11 protein-coding genes and 4 pseudogenes are annotated in these 17,939 nt (G+C 33.0%); 8 read left to right on the top strand and 7 right to left on the bottom strand.

Features of this window, described 5'->3' with window-relative positions; genetic code table 11:
• Nucleotides 1-126 precede the first annotated feature (126 nt).
• The 3 genes and pseudogenes from M3600_RS26740 to M3600_RS26730 all read right to left on the bottom strand — a co-directional run.
• Nucleotides 127-1,161: pseudogene (locus tag M3600_RS26740) on the bottom strand (IS110 family RNA-guided transposase); the annotation flags it as partial.
• A gap of 261 nt (nucleotides 1,162-1,422) precedes the next feature.
• Nucleotides 1,423-2,759, bottom strand: a protein-coding gene (locus M3600_RS26735; RefSeq protein WP_251648233.1) for an IS3 family transposase whose coding sequence is annotated in 2 segments (ribosomal slippage) — nucleotides 1,423-2,366 and nucleotides 2,366-2,759 — 1,338 coding nt in all. Because the reading frame shifts where the segments join, the coding sequence is not laid out codon by codon here.
• Between the two features lie 637 nt (nucleotides 2,760-3,396).
• Nucleotides 3,397-4,374, bottom strand: coding sequence for a tyrosine-type recombinase/integrase (locus tag M3600_RS26730; RefSeq protein ID WP_251648231.1), 978 nt, complete (start codon nucleotides 4,372-4,374; stop codon nucleotides 3,397-3,399).
• Between the two features lie 1,652 nt (nucleotides 4,375-6,026).
• On the opposite strand from M3600_RS26730, the gene M3600_RS26725 reads away from it, so the two are divergent.
• Together M3600_RS26725 and M3600_RS29470 are read left to right on the top strand one after the other, a co-directional pair.
• Entirely contained in the window at nucleotides 6,027-6,527 is a 501-nt protein-coding gene (locus M3600_RS26725; protein ID WP_251648229.1) for a CBO0543 family protein, read from the top strand.
• Complete coding sequence (locus M3600_RS29470; RefSeq protein ID WP_396953850.1) at nucleotides 6,517-6,987, top strand: CBO0543 family protein; 471 nt, start codon at nucleotides 6,517-6,519, stop codon at nucleotides 6,985-6,987. The genes M3600_RS26725 and M3600_RS29470 overlap by 11 nt, the downstream gene beginning before the upstream one ends.
• 188 nt (nucleotides 6,988-7,175) lie before the next feature.
• Here M3600_RS29470 and M3600_RS26720 read toward each other — a convergent pair whose 3' ends face one another.
• The 3 genes and pseudogenes from M3600_RS26720 to M3600_RS26710 all read right to left on the bottom strand — a co-directional run bounded on the left by M3600_RS26720 (nucleotide 7,176) and on the right by M3600_RS26710 (nucleotide 11,456).
• Nucleotides 7,176-8,600, bottom strand: coding sequence for an alanine/glycine:cation symporter family protein (locus M3600_RS26720; RefSeq protein WP_396953851.1), 1,425 nt, complete (start codon nucleotides 8,598-8,600; stop codon nucleotides 7,176-7,178).
• A 606-nt stretch (nucleotides 8,601-9,206) separates the two neighbouring features.
• A pseudogene (locus M3600_RS26715) lies at nucleotides 9,207-9,901 on the bottom strand (transposase); the annotation flags it as partial.
• 430 nt (nucleotides 9,902-10,331) lie between these two features.
• A complete protein-coding gene (locus M3600_RS26710; RefSeq protein ID WP_251648226.1) occupies nucleotides 10,332-11,456 on the bottom strand; it encodes a mechanosensitive ion channel family protein in 1,125 nt (374 codons plus the stop codon).
• A 166-nt stretch (nucleotides 11,457-11,622) separates the two neighbouring features.
• Between M3600_RS26710 and M3600_RS26705 the strand changes: the two are divergent.
• Nucleotides 11,623-11,979: pseudogene (locus tag M3600_RS26705) on the top strand (YunG family protein).
• Between the two features lie 226 nt (nucleotides 11,980-12,205).
• Nucleotides 12,206-12,370: pseudogene (locus tag M3600_RS26700) on the top strand (DUF421 domain-containing protein); the annotation flags it as partial.
• Nucleotides 12,371-13,117: 747 nt separating this feature from the next.
• On the opposite strand, the gene M3600_RS26695 reads toward M3600_RS26700, so the two are convergent.
• Nucleotides 13,118-14,337, bottom strand: a protein-coding gene (locus tag M3600_RS26695) for an IS3 family transposase (RefSeq protein ID WP_251648224.1) whose coding sequence is annotated in 2 segments (ribosomal slippage) — nucleotides 13,118-14,052 and nucleotides 14,052-14,337 — 1,221 coding nt in all. Because the reading frame shifts where the segments join, the coding sequence is not laid out codon by codon here.
• A gap of 166 nt (nucleotides 14,338-14,503) precedes the next feature.
• Between M3600_RS26695 and M3600_RS26690 the strand changes: the two genes are divergently transcribed.
• The 4 genes from M3600_RS26690 (at nucleotide 14,504) to M3600_RS26675 (ending at nucleotide 17,909) form a co-directional block, all read left to right on the top strand.
• On the top strand, nucleotides 14,504-14,797 hold the full coding sequence (locus tag M3600_RS26690; RefSeq protein ID WP_127743044.1) for a hypothetical protein: 294 nt from the start codon (nucleotides 14,504-14,506) through the stop codon (nucleotides 14,795-14,797).
• 237 nt (nucleotides 14,798-15,034) lie between these two features.
• Nucleotides 15,035-15,922 carry an ABC transporter ATP-binding protein gene (locus M3600_RS26685; protein ID WP_251648213.1) on the top strand — a complete coding sequence of 296 codons (888 nt, stop codon included), beginning with the start codon at nucleotides 15,035-15,037 and terminating at the stop codon, nucleotides 15,920-15,922.
• 311 nt (nucleotides 15,923-16,233) lie between these two features.
• Nucleotides 16,234-16,728, top strand: a complete 495-nt coding sequence (locus tag M3600_RS26680) for an ABC transporter permease subunit (RefSeq protein ID WP_483870129.1) — start codon at nucleotides 16,234-16,236, stop codon at nucleotides 16,726-16,728.
• 263 nt (nucleotides 16,729-16,991) lie between these two features.
• On the top strand, nucleotides 16,992-17,909 hold the full coding sequence (locus M3600_RS26675) for an alpha/beta fold hydrolase (RefSeq protein ID WP_251648210.1): 918 nt from the start codon (nucleotides 16,992-16,994) through the stop codon (nucleotides 17,907-17,909).
• Nucleotides 17,910-17,939: the final 30 nt, after the last annotated feature.

Genomic DNA, 17,939 nt, shown 5'->3' with positions numbered 1-17,939 from the left:
GAAAGTTACCGGTTGAAAAATGCACTTTCTTCAATCAAAACACAAGATGGAATTTAATGTAAACACTAGCTGCAAGCCTATGTAAATTTCGCTGCATTTTTCTGCACTTTTTGCTTGCAAAAAACAGACTGCCATATATAAAGCATGACGCAGCCTACTTGAACCGCGTTTAGTAATACGGTTTTGTGTAGCTCTAAATTTACCTGATTCAAAGACACTAGGGTCAATGCCCGCAAAGGCGACAAGTTTTTTGGGACTTGTAAATCGATCTATTTCACCGACCTCGGATATAATCGTTGCCGCGATTTTTTCACCGATTCCTGGAATAGATTTGATGATATTATATTCTTCAATTTCTTTTGCTAGGGCATCTATTTCAGCTTCCAACTTGGATAGGTGCCCTTTGTATTGAAGAAGCATATCAATATACATGTTTAGGCTTAATAAATGACTTTGATAAATTGTTTTTTCAAATGGATTGCGTGCGGCTGCAGCCTTAAGCATGCTTGCCTTATCCTTTGCCCACTGTAGAGAACGGCTTTTACATAAATCATTGATTGTAGTAGCTAACTGTTCCTCACTAGCCATTAATATATCCTCAGACGATGGATATTCTAAAAGTGTCTTCAAAGAAACAATCGAATGCAAATCTCCAAAAACTCCTCTATATTCAGGGAAAACTTGATCCAAAATAGATTGAAACAGAAGCTTAGTTTGTACATAGATACCTGTGACATTTTCGTGTTGTCTTGTCAAATTTCGCAGGTTTAAGAGTTGAATGCCACGTTTTTTATAAGGCTCTAGGTCCACTTTGTAATACAGCTCGCAGAGATGTCTGGCATCAATTGGATCAGTTTTCACTTTTCTTAAACTTGAACTTTTTGCTCGATACGAGATTAATGGATTTACAATTATTAATAAATAATGTCGATTCTCTAAATAGTAAACAACAGGGGAATGATAGTGTCCTGTTGACTCTAATACTACAGGTGGCTGAATACCAGTTTTACCTTTAACTTCTTCCAGGAAATCGAAGAGTTCCTTCAGCCCCTCAAGAGTATGAGAAACTTTAAATCCCTTACGATATGGCTTCCCTTTATCCAAATATGCTTGAACCTGACTTTCACCTTTTGACACATCCAGACCCACTACTGGATTCATTCTAAAATCTCCTCCTTTGAATTCTTTGCCAGTAACCCCTATAACCTAATGCAGTATCACAGCTTCGCTTGTTATACGAGATCAAGTCTCAACCAGCCTCAAACATGTTTCTACAATTAGGGGGTGAACGGTTTAGTTGACGGGATCTAGTCCCACGGGGGCGGACGTTCTACCCTGGCTACGATTATCATATATCGATATAAAAAAAGGTCAACCAGAAATATAAATTGTACCCTTTGTAAAGGACATAATGAAAAAAGGTCAGGCCGAATAGAGAAGGTGATTTCTGTACTGTACAGGAGTCATCTTCTTTAGGTTCCATTGGTACCTGAAATCGTTATAGTAAATCATATAGTTTTTAATTTCCTTTTTAAGTTCCTCTAATGTAGTACATGGCTTTATACTAGCTTCATCTTTTAAGTGACCAAAGAAAGATTCTTGAGGGGCATTATCCCAACAGTTTCCTCTTCTTGACATAGACTGTCCAAGTCCTAGCTTTCTAACGTACTTCTGAAAAGTTGGACTTGTATAATGTGCCCCTTGATCAGAGTGTATATAAGCTCCCTCCGCAAATTTCACCTGTTTATTCTTAATTAACATTACTAATGTATCTATTGATAAATCTATTGTCATTGTATTTGAAACATTATAGGCAAGTATTTCATTTGTTGAACTATCTATAATCGTGGATAAATAAGCCTTCTGTCCATTACCGTAATATAAATATGTAATATCAGTGAGTAAAATTTTTCCGGGAATTTCTTGTTTAAACCTTCGGTTTAATAAATTGGGGAATATAGTGTGCTCTTTAGTAGCTTTCAACATTTTCTTATAGGGGTTAGATTTTCTGATAGTACATACAATTTTGTACTTTTTCATTATTCTTCGGATCCTCTTTAAATTATAAATAATTTGAAATTGCCCCTCTAAAGTCATTTTAATTTGACGTGCACCTTTTTGGCGTCGTTTAAAACAAAAAGCCTTTAGAATATTTTCTTTGAGTATCAAATCACGTTCTTCTTTATACATCCTTCTTTTTTGAGATTTTGAAGAAAAGTAATTATAAAAACCTGAGCGAGAAACACCTGTAATTTTACATAAATAACTTACCATATTTTTCAGATTATATTTTTCTATTACAGAACGTATTAAAAGAAATTTCTGGTCAGCTGAAACTTTTACTCGTTTATCTTTAGCCCCCTTTCTATCAAATCTAACTTTTTTAATAATTCGTTTTCAGCTCGTAACAACTGAATTTGCGCCTCTAATCTAGCATTCTTTTGTTCCAGAGAAAGCTCCTTTTTAGATGGTCTCCCTGAATTATCACTACGCGTATCCCTAAGTCCTTTTACTCCAGATTCCCTAAAAGCAGTGCGCCATCTTGAAGCTGCCCTTTGTACTCTGACTATCCCAATAATATCTATATCAAAGCCATTTTCCTCAAAAATTAATCTTGGTAACTTTCCTTTTTTACATTCCGCTATAAAAATTCTCTTAAACTCATCTGTATATGTAATACTTTTTGAACTCACAGATTTAACATATGGATTAATAGTAAGTAACTCAATTTCTTTCTCAGTAAAATGTATTTTAGACATCCTTAGTATTCTCCAATTCCTATAGATTTTCTTATTATACATAAAAGTACCCCATAGGTAGACCTTTTTAAGTGTCTACTCCATAGGGTACATATTAAAAATCTGGCTAACCATATATTACGATCGGGGGCTATAGTGTAATAAGAACGAAACAATTAAATTTTACACATCCATAGAATTATAAAAAATTAATAAAAGTAATTAGAAATAAAAATACTTACTGCAAGGTTCAATTTTAAATAGAAATCATGAAAGAAACATTTTATTGTCGAAAAAAAGAAGGATTTAGAAGTATGGCTTAAATCGTTACATAATGTCAGGAGTGAGAAAATTATTGAAGAGAATTAATTTAGTTAATGGGTTGCCTTAAAGCAAAATAACATAAGAGAAACTAATATAACTAGTCGAAAATGACGTCGGAGAATCCAATTTAAACAAAATTAGGTGTCCAATTATACATAGTATAAAAGTTAATTCCCTCTGGGAATTCTAATTTTTGGGTTTGGATTGTACTTAAACCCTTGGTATATAAGTGATAAACTGTATTTTTATCTATAGGAAAACATGACAATTTAAGAGTGAAATCACTTGATAAAACAGCCCGATGAAAAATCGAGCTGTTTAGAATTTGTTTATTTTATGAAAAATAACGAGACACGTCTTTGTTACGCATCGCTTTCTGTTTTTGTTCGTTGCTGACATGAGTATATATTTGTGTCGTATTTAAATTTGTATGACCCATGAGTTGTTGAATTGTCACTAGGTCCGTTCCTTCTCGCACCATTCCAGTTCCGAAAGTGTGCCTTAATTTATGAGCTGATAATTTCTTCTGTTGTAAATACTGATAGCCAGGCAACTTCTTTAGTTGTTCAAAAGCATCTTCAGTTACCTCCTGTATTCTTCTCCTCGAAATTCGGGTTCCTCTTTTAGAAAGGAAGAACGCATTAGCATGAGTTGGTTTTGGCATCGGGCGAAGACTTCGCTCATACTGTAATAATAATTCAAACAAAGGTTTAGGAAGGGGAATATACCGTGCCTTGTTTCCTTTTCCGGACACCTCAATGCCTGGATCTTCTCTATCCCTGATAATATCTGAAATGTTTAGATTATGAACTTCAACTACTCGCAATCCAGCCAAGCCCATTAACATCAACATACATTTGTTACGGATATAGTAATCGTTAGGAGGTATAGTTGAAAAGAATAGCCTCAGTTCTTCGTCATTGAGGTAAGTTGGAAGCCTTCCTTTTTCTTGTCTTGCCATATCCACATCTTGCGCAGGGTTAGAAATAAGTAATTCCGATTTTATTAAAGATTTATAAAGAGTACGTAGAGTCATCAAACGACGGTTCCGAGTGGACTTTGCAGCATTACGATGCTGCTTTCTTAAATATCCCGCAATATCTTGTTTTGATACAGTATCTAAACCAACCATGTCTGAATTATGTTCATATAGATGAGTTAGAAACAATTTGGTATCGTGCAAATATACCCGGATTGTTAAGGGAGAGTAACCTAAGTCTTCTAGATATGCCCGAAATATATCTAATTCATCTTCATAGGTAGAAAGAAGTTTTTCTTCTATATTCATTTTTTCCTCGTTTTGGCTTTTCAAGGGCTTCCTCCCATATAATTCAGATTTCTGATAAAAGAACGTTTCTTTTATTAGACCTATAAAATGTAATCATTTTAATCTATTTTAACTCTATTATACTATAAGTTTCTTTCTAATCGCATATAATATGATTTATATGCGATTAGATGGATATATTTAGGTTATCTAATTAAGAATGTTACTTATTTATTGTATTTAAACAATGCTTCTAGAAGCGATTTAAACGAAGTTAAATGGATGATTAGTCATGAAAAAATTCTAATTTCGTCTGAGAGAACATAAAATTGGTGACTTACCTGAGTGAAATCCAGTAATATAAATAGTTCTAGAGTTTTTTTATAGAAAGAGAACGTGGATATAATATTTAAGGTTGCTGAAAAGCGTAAAAGCTACTAAAGGACATTAGGTTAATCACGCCTCTTTTGGCAAGTGAGTTTTCAATAGTTGCAGCAGAAGAAAAAAGGATGGATACAGTTTTTTAGTTGGAAGATGACTCCATTCTAATCTGGGAGTTTGAAAGTAACATTTGTTTTATGAAATATATGAGATATACTTAACCGCATATTGCAATGATAATTTTAAAGGAAGAGAAAATGAAACAAATTCATTTAGCTGTTGTGTACACAAGTAATGTAACAGAAATTTTAGACAAGATAGACGGTGGTTCCCTCCAAATTTCTTCTGATGCTGTTTTGTTATAAGAGTAGTAGCTATGCAAAAATGGAGAGAATAAAGAGTAAATCACATAATGATGAGGAATGCTAGGGATATGGTCATTATTGAAAGAAGATATTAAAAAAGCTTTGAATGTAAATTAAGCAGCCGTAGTAAACCTTGCTGCTTAAATCACATAAATATTTACAGCCCTAAACAATTAAAATAACTCCTTTATTTTTGTACATATAAAGCTTTATGTAAAAATAAACGAGTTTTTCTTATTTGAATTTTCTATAATTTAAATATTCATTATATGGAAGAGTAAAATAGCACGAAAAAGATGTGAAAAAATGTCGAATAGGGTAGGGGAAACATTATGAGAATATTCTATTTAAAATCCAACTTCCTATCTATTGGAAGAGGAACTGATCTTCTAAACTGGACTTTATAATAAAAAGAAATCTTTAAAGATAATAGTTTTAATTTTTAGAGAGGATTTAGAAGAACTTAACATTTCTAAAAATGATTTGGAAAGATAAACGGACAAAAATCAGAATGGAATTAGTCGGCAACGCAAACGTGAATAATATTTGATTGCGCGCGCTAGTTTTCTACCCGACAGAGGGCCGAAAGCCATATGGTTGAAGGGATTTGAGCTCCATAACCGTTTGTTAACCGAGAGGGCTGGTGCCTTACCTTCGTGCAGAAAGCACCATTTTATCCTTTGTTCAAGGCAAGAAGGATAAAACCTCTCTGGAGTCAGAGACCTTGGCACGTTATACATCGGTATGATACGGCAACTCGGGAGACCCTATCGTTCTCTTCTGTATGGAAGAGTATGATGTACAAGATAATTTGTTACAACTTAGTTACGTTACATATTTTTGTTAGTTGTCCATAAAATATATAAATAGTTATTTCCTATATCCGCCTAAATGACTAAAATATCTATTTATACACATAATATAAGGTAATACAGGTAAAAAGGGGATAATATGATGATTTTTGAGAGATGGTTCCTTGTTATATTTTCAATTGTTTGTCTATTAGTCTTAATCAAATTCATTCCAAAAAATAAAAAAAGAGATGCCTGGATATTATTTTTATTTCTTCAAGTTATTACTTGGCCAGCAGGCTTAATTGCTGTTGAAATGGGTTGGATTGAATATCCTACTCAGTTACTTCCTGATGCAAATAATTATAATAGAACTAGTTTCTCTTTTGAGTTCTTCTTCTTTCCAATTGTAGCAATCATGTTTAGCTTATACTTTCCAAAAAGAAAATATTGGTATTTAGTTCTTCTTTATTATGTAGGGGTTTCAGGTTTTTTTACTATGTTTGAAGTGGTATTAGAAAGAACCACAACCTTAGTAACGTATCATGAATGGAAGTGGTATTGGACTTTTATAACAGTTATCATCTCTTTATTCATTAACGATTTGTTTTACAGGTGGTGCAAGAAAGGACTTATTGTGGTGAGAGAACATGAAAATTGAACCAATCATTTTAAGTATTTCTTGGTTAGTTTCATTTCTAATATTAGTCATTTTCATTCCCCAAAAAAACATAAGAATGTACCTAGTTACTTTTTTATTTACATCAACAATAGCCTGGATATATGAATATTTTCAATTAATGATGGGATTCTTAGAATTCCCATGGAGAGAATTTAGTAAAGCAACAAAAATGAGCTTTACTCTTCACTATATTGTTTATCCTACATTCGCAGTATTATTTATCCGATCTATATCAAATTTAAATAGAGAAAGAATTATAATAGTAAAAATAATAATTTTTTCCATCTTAATTTCTATTTTTACATATGCTATTAGTACTTTCAGCTCTTTAATTGAATATAGAAATTGGAACTTTTTTATAGGTGTAATTAGCAATATTATTATTCTATATATAGTTAAACGATTTGTTTTTTGGTTTAAAAGGGGATTAATTGAATGAGTACACTTACTAGTAAAAAAATTCTGATATATGTCCAACGCCGATTATGTATTTTTCATAGTAAAATAACTGTTAATACCACGTTGATATAAAAAATGATCTCTAATCATTTATAGAGATCATTTTTTGTGCGCATATAACCGGAATATTCATTTGATTTTTCTAACTACTTGTTTCTATGGAACGTATTAAACCACATTATTCATTGTTTTTTTCTTTCTAATTGGCCAAGCTTCTACGCCCTTTAAACCCTTAATATCATCCCGATAAAAAACGGGCTCTTTCCCCAGTCTGCGCTGTTTCATATAATGGTCCAGCGCTTTAAAAGCAATAGGACCGAGAATAGCGATTGCAACCAGATTAACTAGTGCCATAATTGCCATTGTAAGGTCTGCTAAATCCCAAACGATTTGCAGGTTAGCTACTGCACCAAACATAACCATTCCGAGTGCCAGTATACGATAGAAGTTTAAAAAGGTTTTGCTTTTACTGATAAACGGCAAGTTTGATTCCCCATAATAATAACAGCCAATAATGGAGGTGAAGGCGAATAGAAAAATCGCTATTCCTAAAAAGATGCCACCCCATGTTCCAAAGTGTTCAACCATTGCTGCTTGTGATAATTCAATACCAGTTAGTCCGGACCCATAGGCATCTGATGTAAGAATGATAAAAGCTGTAGCAGAACAAACAAGCAAAGTATCAAAAAATACACCTAAAGCTTGAATAAAACCTTGTTTAGCTGGATGAGAGACAGATGCTGTAGCAGCGGCAATTGGATCTCCTCCAATTCCAGCTCCATTGGAGAAAAGTCCTCTTTTTACTCCGTTCATAATAGCTGCCGCGATACCCCCACCAACGACTTGCTCCATTCCAAAGGCACTTTTAAAGATTAATGATAAAACTTGTGGTATCTCTGTAATATTTGTAATTACTACAAAGACAGCGAGAAGAATATAGCCAAAGGCCATAAAAGGGACAATAATAGAAGAAATATCAGCAATTCTTTTTATACCGCCGAATACAACTAAGCTAGTAAGAATTACTAGTGCAATGCCAGCAATAACTGGGCTGATACCAAACGAATTTTCTAAAGCAACGGCTATAGTATTACTTTGAACGGCATTAAAGGTGGTACCATATGACAGGATCATCATTACAGCAAAAATGAAACTCATCCATTTTTTATTTAGCTGTTTTTTCATATAGTAGGCAGGACCGCCTTTAAATTGTCCGTTATCTTTTGCTTTATAAATTTGAGCTAATGTGTTTTCAACAAATGAACTTGCACTCCCTAGGATGGCAACCATCCACATCCAAAATACTGCTCCAGGTCCCCCAATTGCTAAGGCAATAGCTACTCCTGCAAGATTGCCTGTACCAATTCGAGTACCTGCCCCTACGAAAAATGCTTGTAGAGAAGATATTTGTTTTTTACTGGTGTTTTCTGGATTTTTCTCTTTCACTCTCAATAGTCGGAACATTTCCCTAAGATACCTAACTTGTGCAAATTTTGAACCAATGGTGAAATAAATACCTAATAATAACAAAACAGCAATAAGCACATATCCCCAAAGTAATGTGTTTCCACCTGTAATTAGCTTTTCAATTATATTCACGCAACCCCTCCGAAAATTTTATGCTTCCGATTATCTCGAAAAAAACTATATCTGTCAAATAAATTTGTTGTTCTTTTGCAATTATTACTGTAAAGGATGAGATTGAAAAACTGACATGAGCCCTTCTGATTACTAGCGTTAAGTTGCTTGCTGTCAAATAAAAATATTTTTTTAAAAAATTTATTTAATCTGAAAATATTCGGAGAAAAAATAAAAGGACGTTCACTTGGTTTTGTTGTTTTATAGATGGACATTAATATTAGAAATTATTTTATATTTTATTATTAACTCATTTAATTCATAATTTCTCACTGTATTCCTTGGATAATTTTTACTTATAAGTCACAAGATAAAATAGGCAAAGCAAATTATATAGGAGATAAATTTTATGAAGTGGTTAAAATGGTTTATACTGCTAAGTTTTATACCCCTTTTATCAGGTTATGGGATAGAAACGAATTATCCAAAACTTCGATTGTTACAGGTATGACAGTAGATAAAAGGGGATCTTTTAAATATAAGCAACAATAGAGGTAAGAGAGATGGCAGCACAGACTTCAAGTGGATTAGCTCCTTCTAATATTGCCTCTTTAGAAGGTAAGATTTGAAGTGCACCGTATTGTCCTTACGGACATTCCTTGTATAATTTCAGTATATTTGCTTTCATAAGAAAGCGGGTTAGAGATCTTTCGCAAGTGTTGCTTTTCCAGGAGAAACACTTCGTAAGGTCTCTTTTTAGTTGTATTATGCACCTCGAAACTTTCTTTGCTGAATATATTTTTGGAATCCTTTAGTCAAGATTAGATCTCCTGCATTCTAACTTACTGCAATCAATCGGTGGTGAAGGGTCTGTTGAGCCAGCACATATATTTATGTCGGGAATGTGCTAATACGAATGCAATGAAATAGAGGCGTACTTCCATTCCATTCATATCCATTTGAACGGATTGTCCCCAATCCACCTGCAGCTGTTTTCCTGGTGGTAATTCATCGACAGACTCATATTCACGTGATTCCTCTTTCTTTTCGATTTGATACAGTTCTCTTACTTCATTTACATAGCGTCGCACTATGCTTTCTCCGATTTTAATATTTGGAAACCTTTCCTGTAGCCAATCAAAAATCTGAGCTCCACTGAGGGAGGGATATTCCTTCAGCCAATTGACAATCCAATCCCGATAGGGATCCAATATCTTTTTTCGTTTCCCAATATCAACTTCATTTACAGCTTCTTCGAAAGTCATTTCCAATTATTTATACACAGTAGTTCGGGTAATCTTTAATCTTTTAGCAATTTAAGAAACTCTTAATCTTTGTTTAGTTAATGGGTGAATCTCTAAATATATCATTAACTTTTCCTCCATTTTGCTCCTCCTACAAACTGATAAACCCAGTTTACAGGAATGAATTTATTAGGTGAAAAGTGTTCATTGGAAGTGAGCAAAAACTGTTCACTTTATTTTAGTGGTTACAAGTAGTTTGTATAGTGTTTTTCAAAGACTTTTTCTCCATGTAGCTTATATTGTTTAATCTAATCTTGGAAAAGAGCATAGTTAACCCCAATTTTTCTCCCTATTATATTTACGCCATCATCACCATCTATATATTCCAAAACGGCACTAAATTTTTCTTCTATCAAAAATTTGCCCATAAAAAAGACACCTCCAATTGTTAGACCTTTGTCTAAAATTGGGGTGCACTTCACCGATAGAACTGTTTTTTATATTAGTGATTTTCAGAAGAAAATGATTTATTTTCTTTAATATGCTCTGCTACATAAATCTGTTGAGTAGGGAAAGCAATTTCAATACCATGCCTTTCTAATACCTCGATAATACGCAAATTTATATCTTGTTTTACATTTAAGTATTCATCATACATGGTTGTTTTGGTGAAAAAGTAAAGTAAAACACCTAAACTAAAATCGCGGAAATCAGTAAACTTAACAAGAATGAGATCAGGATGAACACCTGGGTGGTTTCTTAACAGCTCTTCTAAATCAATTAATGCTGCTTTCATCTGTTCATTGGTTGTATTATAGGATAAGCCTAGTTCGAAATTAATTTGTCGTTTTCCCATTCTTGATAAGTTGGTGATAGGTTCATTGGATAGCTTTGAATTCGGAACCGTCACTACCGTATCTGCAAATGTTCGTATTTGCGTACTACGGAATGTAATATCCACAACAGTTCCTTCAACAGAAGGAGTTTTTATCCAATCACCTTTTGAAAAAGGTTTCTCTGTAATAATAACAATGCCTCCAAAAAAGTTCGCTACTGTATCTTGAGCAGCTAATGAGAAAGCAAGACCTGCTACCCCAAGACCTGCCACAAAAGCACCAATTTGAATATCCCAGATTCCTAGAATACTAACGGCTGTAAAAATAACAATAATCATACGAATAATACGTGCTAAGAAAGGTATTAGCATACTGTCCGAATCAATCTTTGTTTTGGAAACAAGTTTCTCAAAAGGATTCGATTCGTCTGTAAAGTAGTTAAAGAACCCCCATCCTATTAATATGACCAGAAAAGATTGATAGATTTGTCCGAAAAAATTCGTTGAAGTATTTGTAAATGGCAAATAACTTAATGATAAATAAGTACCAATAATCACCCAAAACCATCTAAAAGGCTTTTCAAAAGCCACGAATACTTTTGATACTGTTTCAATTGGTAATTTTGAAACAAGAGATAGTATAATTTTATAAATATACTTAGTGAATAACTTCCTAAACCCTAAAAATATAACAAATATTAATAGCGCTATTGCTAGATCAATCCAATTAAAGTGCTTAAAATTATTTATAAACCTATCAAACTGGGACGAAAACATTTTTAAATCACCCATTTGCACACCTCCATGGGCATTATTGTAACATAAAAAAATATTGTGCTAAAAATTTGAGATGTCAAGTTCTTTAGAAGTAGCTGTTAAAAGAGCAGATATTCTGAAATTTAGATAGAAATTTTATGTATAATATTTATTGCATTTTAAAGTATAAAAATGAAATGTTATGAAGAAAAAAATGGAAAAGCCTCTTATTTTTTTATTATTTGTTTTATTTAAATCGTGGTCAATGGATACAAGCAACCATTGGACTTAAAAAAATTGAGCAAAAGGACAATACGCCGTTACAGCTTTAGTTGTAAATGATTTGTTTGGGTGAGAAATATTAAAAACAAAGGTTTCTGGTAGATGGCATTTTTATAATAGTATAGATGGAATTAGATTGATTTTACAGCTTTACAATTCGAAAAGTTTTTTGCATTATCAGGACCACAAATCAAGTCGAGATGAGGCTTTTACAGACACTAATGAAAAACAATATATTCGTTTAAAAGAGAGGGTACAAGTTTATTCTGAAATTTAATAAACAAAATCTTTGACCAAAAAAATTAATTCACAAGGTAACCTTAGGTTTCAAAATTAACCAATATAAACAAAATTGTATAATATATCATGACATTAAAACTGTTAAGTACAATTCAATAACCAATAATGTAGTATAAAATTTTAAAAAATGAGGAAATGTACATCATCTACATCGAAGTTCTTCTCTTTCAGAGGATTTTGTTATATTAGGATAATAGATGGAGATGTTATTTATATGGAAGTCTGCCATCTTAATAAGCATGGGTATTTTATTATTAAGATTATTTGGAAGAAAAACTATTTCACAAATGACAATAGCACAAACAATTATTATGATTTCTTTAGGTACAATCATTGTTCAGCCAATTGTTGAAAAGAGTGTAATGGAGACTTACAGACTTTAATTAATAGTAAGTGTAGACGATTTTTCATTTTACCTTCGCAAGGTTTTGGTTATATTTTATTGTAAATTTGCTATTTGATCTGCTTCAAAGTTTTGTAGTGACACCTTATTATGGAAAACTCCATTTATTTAAACGTCAAGATATGAATGGTTTTGAGTCTGTTTTAATAATGACTGTTATGTCTCTCATTATGTATTCTTATCAAAAGTAGCAAGATAGTGTAATAATTAGAAAATGATAAATATACCAATAGGCCTTAAGACTTCTAAGTTCCTCTATAGTGCATTCTTTTACACAATTTAAGCATATGTTGTGGCTTTTCTTTAATTAAAAGGAAGAGCTTTTTCTTGCGTAATAAACGTGGCAGCTTTTCTTTAATCAATAAAAATCTAACTTAGAGAAGAAACATGGCAGGATAGCGTAAGTGAAAAAATCACAAACTCAGAACGTTATGGTAAGTGTTTATTGAGTGCGTTTAGCTTAAGAAGGGAATTTTTATATTTATGGAATTAATCTATTTTAAAGAATAATTATCCAATTGATTGTGGCTGTTTAGGATGTTGTTTGGCAAATAATCAACTACCGATAAATCCTGTTTATGAGAATAAATATGTATGTTGTATAAGGATTAATCATTAAAAGCGGATTGACCCCCTAATTTTGGACACATACTATCCTTAACTCATTCTTTCTCAGTATTTCTTATTTTTTGAGGTACGGGAAGATCTTACCTCAAACTTTCACTTCATCTATCACTAAATCCTCCGTTTGAATCCGGTGATAGAATTCACTTGGAGGTAAATCTAAAATACTGGAATGGATTCTTCGATTATTATAAAAATCCATGTACCTAGCTACCTCCCGGTACGCATCCTCGTAGGAGGTAAAAATAAAGCGTCTTAAACATTCATGCTCTAGTAATCGATGAAACGATTCAATGTGTGCGTTCATATTCGGCGTTCTTGGTGGAATTCGTTCGTGTTGTACTTTTAAGGTTTCACAAGCTTTCTGAAAGGCTATCGAAATAAATTGTGGTCCATTATCTGTTCGAATAACCGGCTTTGTTTCGCTGTTAAATTGCTGACGCTTAAATAATGCACGCTGCACCAGCTGACTGGCATCAGAGCCAATACAATGTAGGCCGATATGATAGTCAATAATGGAGCGATCAAATACGTCAATGAGCGATAGGATAAAAAAGAAACGATCTTCTCCTTCGATATAGCCATATTTAATGTCCATTTCCCAAAGTTGATTCGACCCAGTAATCACTCGGTTAAGTGCTAATTTTCTAGGATAAGAAACAGTGATTTTTCGCTGGGGCTGTAAAATATCAAGGACTTTACATAATCGATACACTTTCTTTTTGTTGATCTCTAAAGCGTATTCCCTTCGAAGAAGGATACACAGTTTACGATAGCCATAGATACCAGCTTCCCCTGAAATCAATTCCATTAGCCATTCCTGAATTTGTTCGTCTGCTATTTTTTGACCGTTTATAGTGAACGAATAACCAGGAATTGGCCGTCCCTCACTTACTGATTTCTCCTTTTTCTGCTGCTGATAGTAATAGGTAGAAGGAGAAATATCTAGAATCCTTAGAACTTTACGGATGCCGTATCCTTTTTTAATCCAATCATTCGCTACTTCAAGCGTTTCAGTAAGTGAGGGTTCTTCTTTTTTAATACGTCACGGAGGATAGCGATTTCTAAATCTTTTTCCCCTAACAGCTTTTTGAGCTGGTTATTTTCTTTCTCTACCTGTTTCATCACGGAAGAAGAAATCGTTTCCCCTATGCTGAAATCATTATCCTCCTGAAAAGCGTTCATCCATTTGTGGACTAGATTAGGACTGAGTTGATGTCTTCTCGCGACTAATGCTTTATTCCCTGTTTCTATTGCTTCTTGTACAACTTGTCGTTTGAATTCTTCCGAATGTTTTCGTCTTTGCATGATAAAAGCCCCCTTATTTGGCTACTTCAAGTATAAAACCACTCTTAGTAGGTGTCCAAGTTCATTAGGGGGCTAAATAGAAAGGACATTTGAATTGAAATAATAAGCAACCTTTATTGTGTTAAGTCGTATAGTTACTTATACAATAAAAAAAGGGGGATGCAGTTTGAACACAAATACCCAAATATCCCAAGATGCTGATTTATATAAAAAGAAAAGTATAACAATTAGAACAGTATTACATCTATACGGAATATTTGCAGTTGTCGGATTAATTTTGTCAATCTATACCATACCAGTTTCTATGAATAATAATATGCAATTTTTCTATAATGAGGAGTTATTGATGGAACCTAAAAAGATAAAAAAGTTTCTAATATTTATTTTCAGTTCTGCAGTAGTTTACTTTTTCATACTAAATGTTAATCACAATTACTTTGATAATAGCGATAGTGACTAAACACGTCATCGTCCCCAGAGCATTTCCAATGTTAAAAAACCTGGTAAGTCGTACATTAATAGACTTTAAAAAGGGCAGGTTTTATTTTAAATTTGTATATTTAAAATACTTCTCAAAGTATTCTTTGTTCTGTTAGCTAAATATAAACAGTTTAGTTTTGAGACTTATTTTCAAAAACGTTATCATATTTCATTTAATACTATCCATTATTAAATTTATTTATAGGGGAGATGCTATATGATACAACTTCAAGGGTTAACCCAACAATTTTCAAACGGGAGGGGAATATTTGATGTAACCTTCGAGGTAGGAAAAGGAGAAGTGTTCGGATTTCTAGGACCGAATGGTGCAGGAAAATCCACAACGATTCGTCATTTGATGGGTTACATGAAGCCGCAAAAAGGAATTGCTTTAATTCAAGGGTTTAACACTTGGGAACAACAAGAGAAAGCAAGAGAAAAAATAGGTTATTTACCAGGAGAAATTTCTTTTATGGATGGAATGAATGGAATAGAATTTATTGATTTAATGGCAGGTATGCAAGGCCTTAAGGATAAGAAAAGGCGTAATGAACTAATTGAACGACTTCAGTTTGAGCCTAAAACTCCGATTCGTAAAATGTCAAAAGGGATGAAACAGAAGATAGGAATTGTTGTTACATTCATGCACAATCCTGAAGTATATATATTAGACGAACCTACGTCAGGATTAGATCCATTAATGCAGAGGGTTTTTATCGATCTTGTATTGGAGGAAAAAGCAAAAGGAAAAACATTTCTAATTTCTTCCCACAGTTTTTCAGAAATAGAGAGGACTTGTGATAGAGCTGCAATTATAAAGGATGGCCGGATTGTGACAGTTAAAAATATCCATGATTTGCAATTCATGCAAAGAAAAATTTATGATATTACTCTTGCAAATAAACATGATGTGGAAAAAATCCAAGCATCTAACTTAATCATTGAAAACACAAATGACAACGTGGTTCGCATAATAATCCAAGGTGATTACAATGAACTAATAGCAGATTTGTCTAAATATAATGTTAAAAATATAAGTAGTGTTAGTCAAAGCTTAGAAGATGTTTTTATGAACTACTATGATACGAAGGAGCCTGTAGAATGAATATTTCTTTATTCAATCATATGGTAAAACTTAATATGAAAAGCTTTCTTAGTTTTGGGTTCGGTTCGGCACTGTATGTAGTTTTAATGACATCTTTATATCCCATGTTTGCAGATAATACCGAGGCAATAAATGATTTAATAAATATAATTCCTGAAACTATGTAGAAAGCACTTGGACTTGATTCGCTAATTAGTTATGGTGGATTTATTTCTGCTGAATATTTCGGTCTGTTTTTCCCAATTATCTTAAGTGTTTTTTGTGTAATTACCGCAACTCAACTGTTGTCACATCTTGTTGATAAAGGGTCCATGGCTTATTTACTCTCTACCAAAGTTACTCGTAGTCAAATAGCGTTAACTCAAGCATTAGTATTGATTGGTGGATTACTACTCATTGTATTATTAACATTCTTAGGTGGTATCGTTGCTGCTGAAACATTAATTGATGAACAATACTCGCTTGAATTTAATTCATTTTTCCAGATAAACTTTGTTGGATTTTTATTATTTTATGTGGTTGGCGGATATTCTTTTTTGATTTCATCTTTATGTAACGACGAAAAAAAATCGCTTGGTATAGCTGGTGCTTTAACCTTTATTTTTTATGGGCTAGATATGGCAGGGAAAATTAGCTTGGATTTTGAATGGTTGAGGAACCTAACACCATTTTCATTATACAATCCTAGTGAAATAGCAAGCGGTGATGCTGAGATATTCATTCCTTCCATTATTCTATTCGGAATTGGATTTTTTACTTATTCAGCAGCTGTTGTAGTGTTTAAACGTCGTAATTTACCACTTTAAATACATCGATATCTAAATTTAAAAAGTAAACCTGACTTAATTATTAAGTAGGTTTGACGAGTTTAGAAACATCAGGTTTCTTAATCTTTAATGAAATGTATTGAAAATTCGTTTTGAAGAAGAACATACAAAGTCACTTACTGCTAGTAGATACTATAGCTTAACTTAAATTGATCCTCAATCCACTATCTAAATAATGAATTTTTAGATTTCGCCAAACATTTAGTTGGGAAACTTGTAATATCACTATGGGAGTTGATAGTATGGAGCGAACAATTAAAAAATATTCTAGAGAAGGAATAACAATTGAATATTCATTGGTCTGTAAAGGAGAGCCAATTTTAATATTTCACGGTGGACACTCAAATTGTAATGAAGAATTTGGATATAAATCACTACTAAATAATGGTTACTCCATAATAACACCTTCAAGAGCGGGATATGGAAGTACATCTAAAGAAGTAGGGGAAAGTTTAACAAAGGCCTGTGAACATTATGGGGATTTACTGAAACATCTACAAATAAATCAAGTCCATGTTATAGCAATTTCAGCTGGAGGTCCAACTGGAATACGTTTTGCGTCTTTGTATCCAGAAAGAGTAAAAAGTCTTATCTTAGAGAGTGCAGTCTCTAAGGAGTGGTTGACAAATAAAGACTTGGAGTATAAAGCTGCCAATATCATTTTTCGTCCTACAATTGAAGGGTTAACATGGAGACTACTGAGTAAACTGAGCCATTTATTCCCGAACGCTATGTTTAAAATGATGGCTCCACAGTTTAGTTCTCTTGACAAAAAAGAGCTTAAAATGAAATCTGAAGTTAGTGATGTGTTAGAATTTACGAAGATGAATGCTCGTCAACGTTCTGGCCATGGTTTCCTTATTGATCTAAAACAATCTAAAGAAATGAAGGATTCAGATTTAGAGTCTATCAAAAGTCCAACTCTTATTATGCATAGTGAAAATGACGGTTTTATTCCACTTGAACATCCACAGACTGCTCTCGAAAAAATAGACAAATCAGAGTTACATTTAGTGGATTCGTGGGGACATTTAATTTGGATTGGAAACTCGGCAGAAAATACTTGTTTTTTGCAAGCAAAAAGTGCAGAAAAATGCAGCGAAATTTACATAGGCTTGCAGCTAGTGTTTACATTAAATTCCATCTTGTGTTTTGATTGAAGAAAGTGCATTTTTCAACCGGTAACTTTC

The sequence above is a fragment of the Niallia sp. MER 6 genome, assembly GCF_023714395.1.
Classification (GTDB): Bacteria; Bacillota; Bacilli; order Bacillales; family Cytobacillaceae; genus Niallia.
Note: the sequence above shows the minus strand (reverse complement) of the source record. Positions and strands in the feature narration are given on the sequence as shown.

Excerpts from the sequence above, each read along its gene's own strand:
- M3600_RS29470 (WP_396953850.1), top strand. The coding sequence starts at position 6,517 with ATGAAAATTGAACCAATCATTTTAAGTATTTCTTGGTTAGTTTCATTT.
- M3600_RS26685 (WP_251648213.1), top strand. The coding sequence starts at position 15,035 with ATGATACAACTTCAAGGGTTAACCCAACAATTTTCAAACGGGAGGGGA.
- M3600_RS26675 (WP_251648210.1), top strand. The coding sequence starts at position 16,992 with ATGGAGCGAACAATTAAAAAATATTCTAGAGAAGGAATAACAATTGAA.
- M3600_RS26725 (WP_251648229.1), top strand. The coding sequence starts at position 6,027 with ATGATGATTTTTGAGAGATGGTTCCTTGTTATATTTTCAATTGTTTGT.
- M3600_RS26710 (WP_251648226.1), bottom strand. The coding sequence starts at position 11,456 with ATGGGTGATTTAAAAATGTTTTCGTCCCAGTTTGATAGGTTTATAAAT.
- M3600_RS26680 (WP_483870129.1), top strand. The coding sequence starts at position 16,234 with ATGGCTTATTTACTCTCTACCAAAGTTACTCGTAGTCAAATAGCGTTA.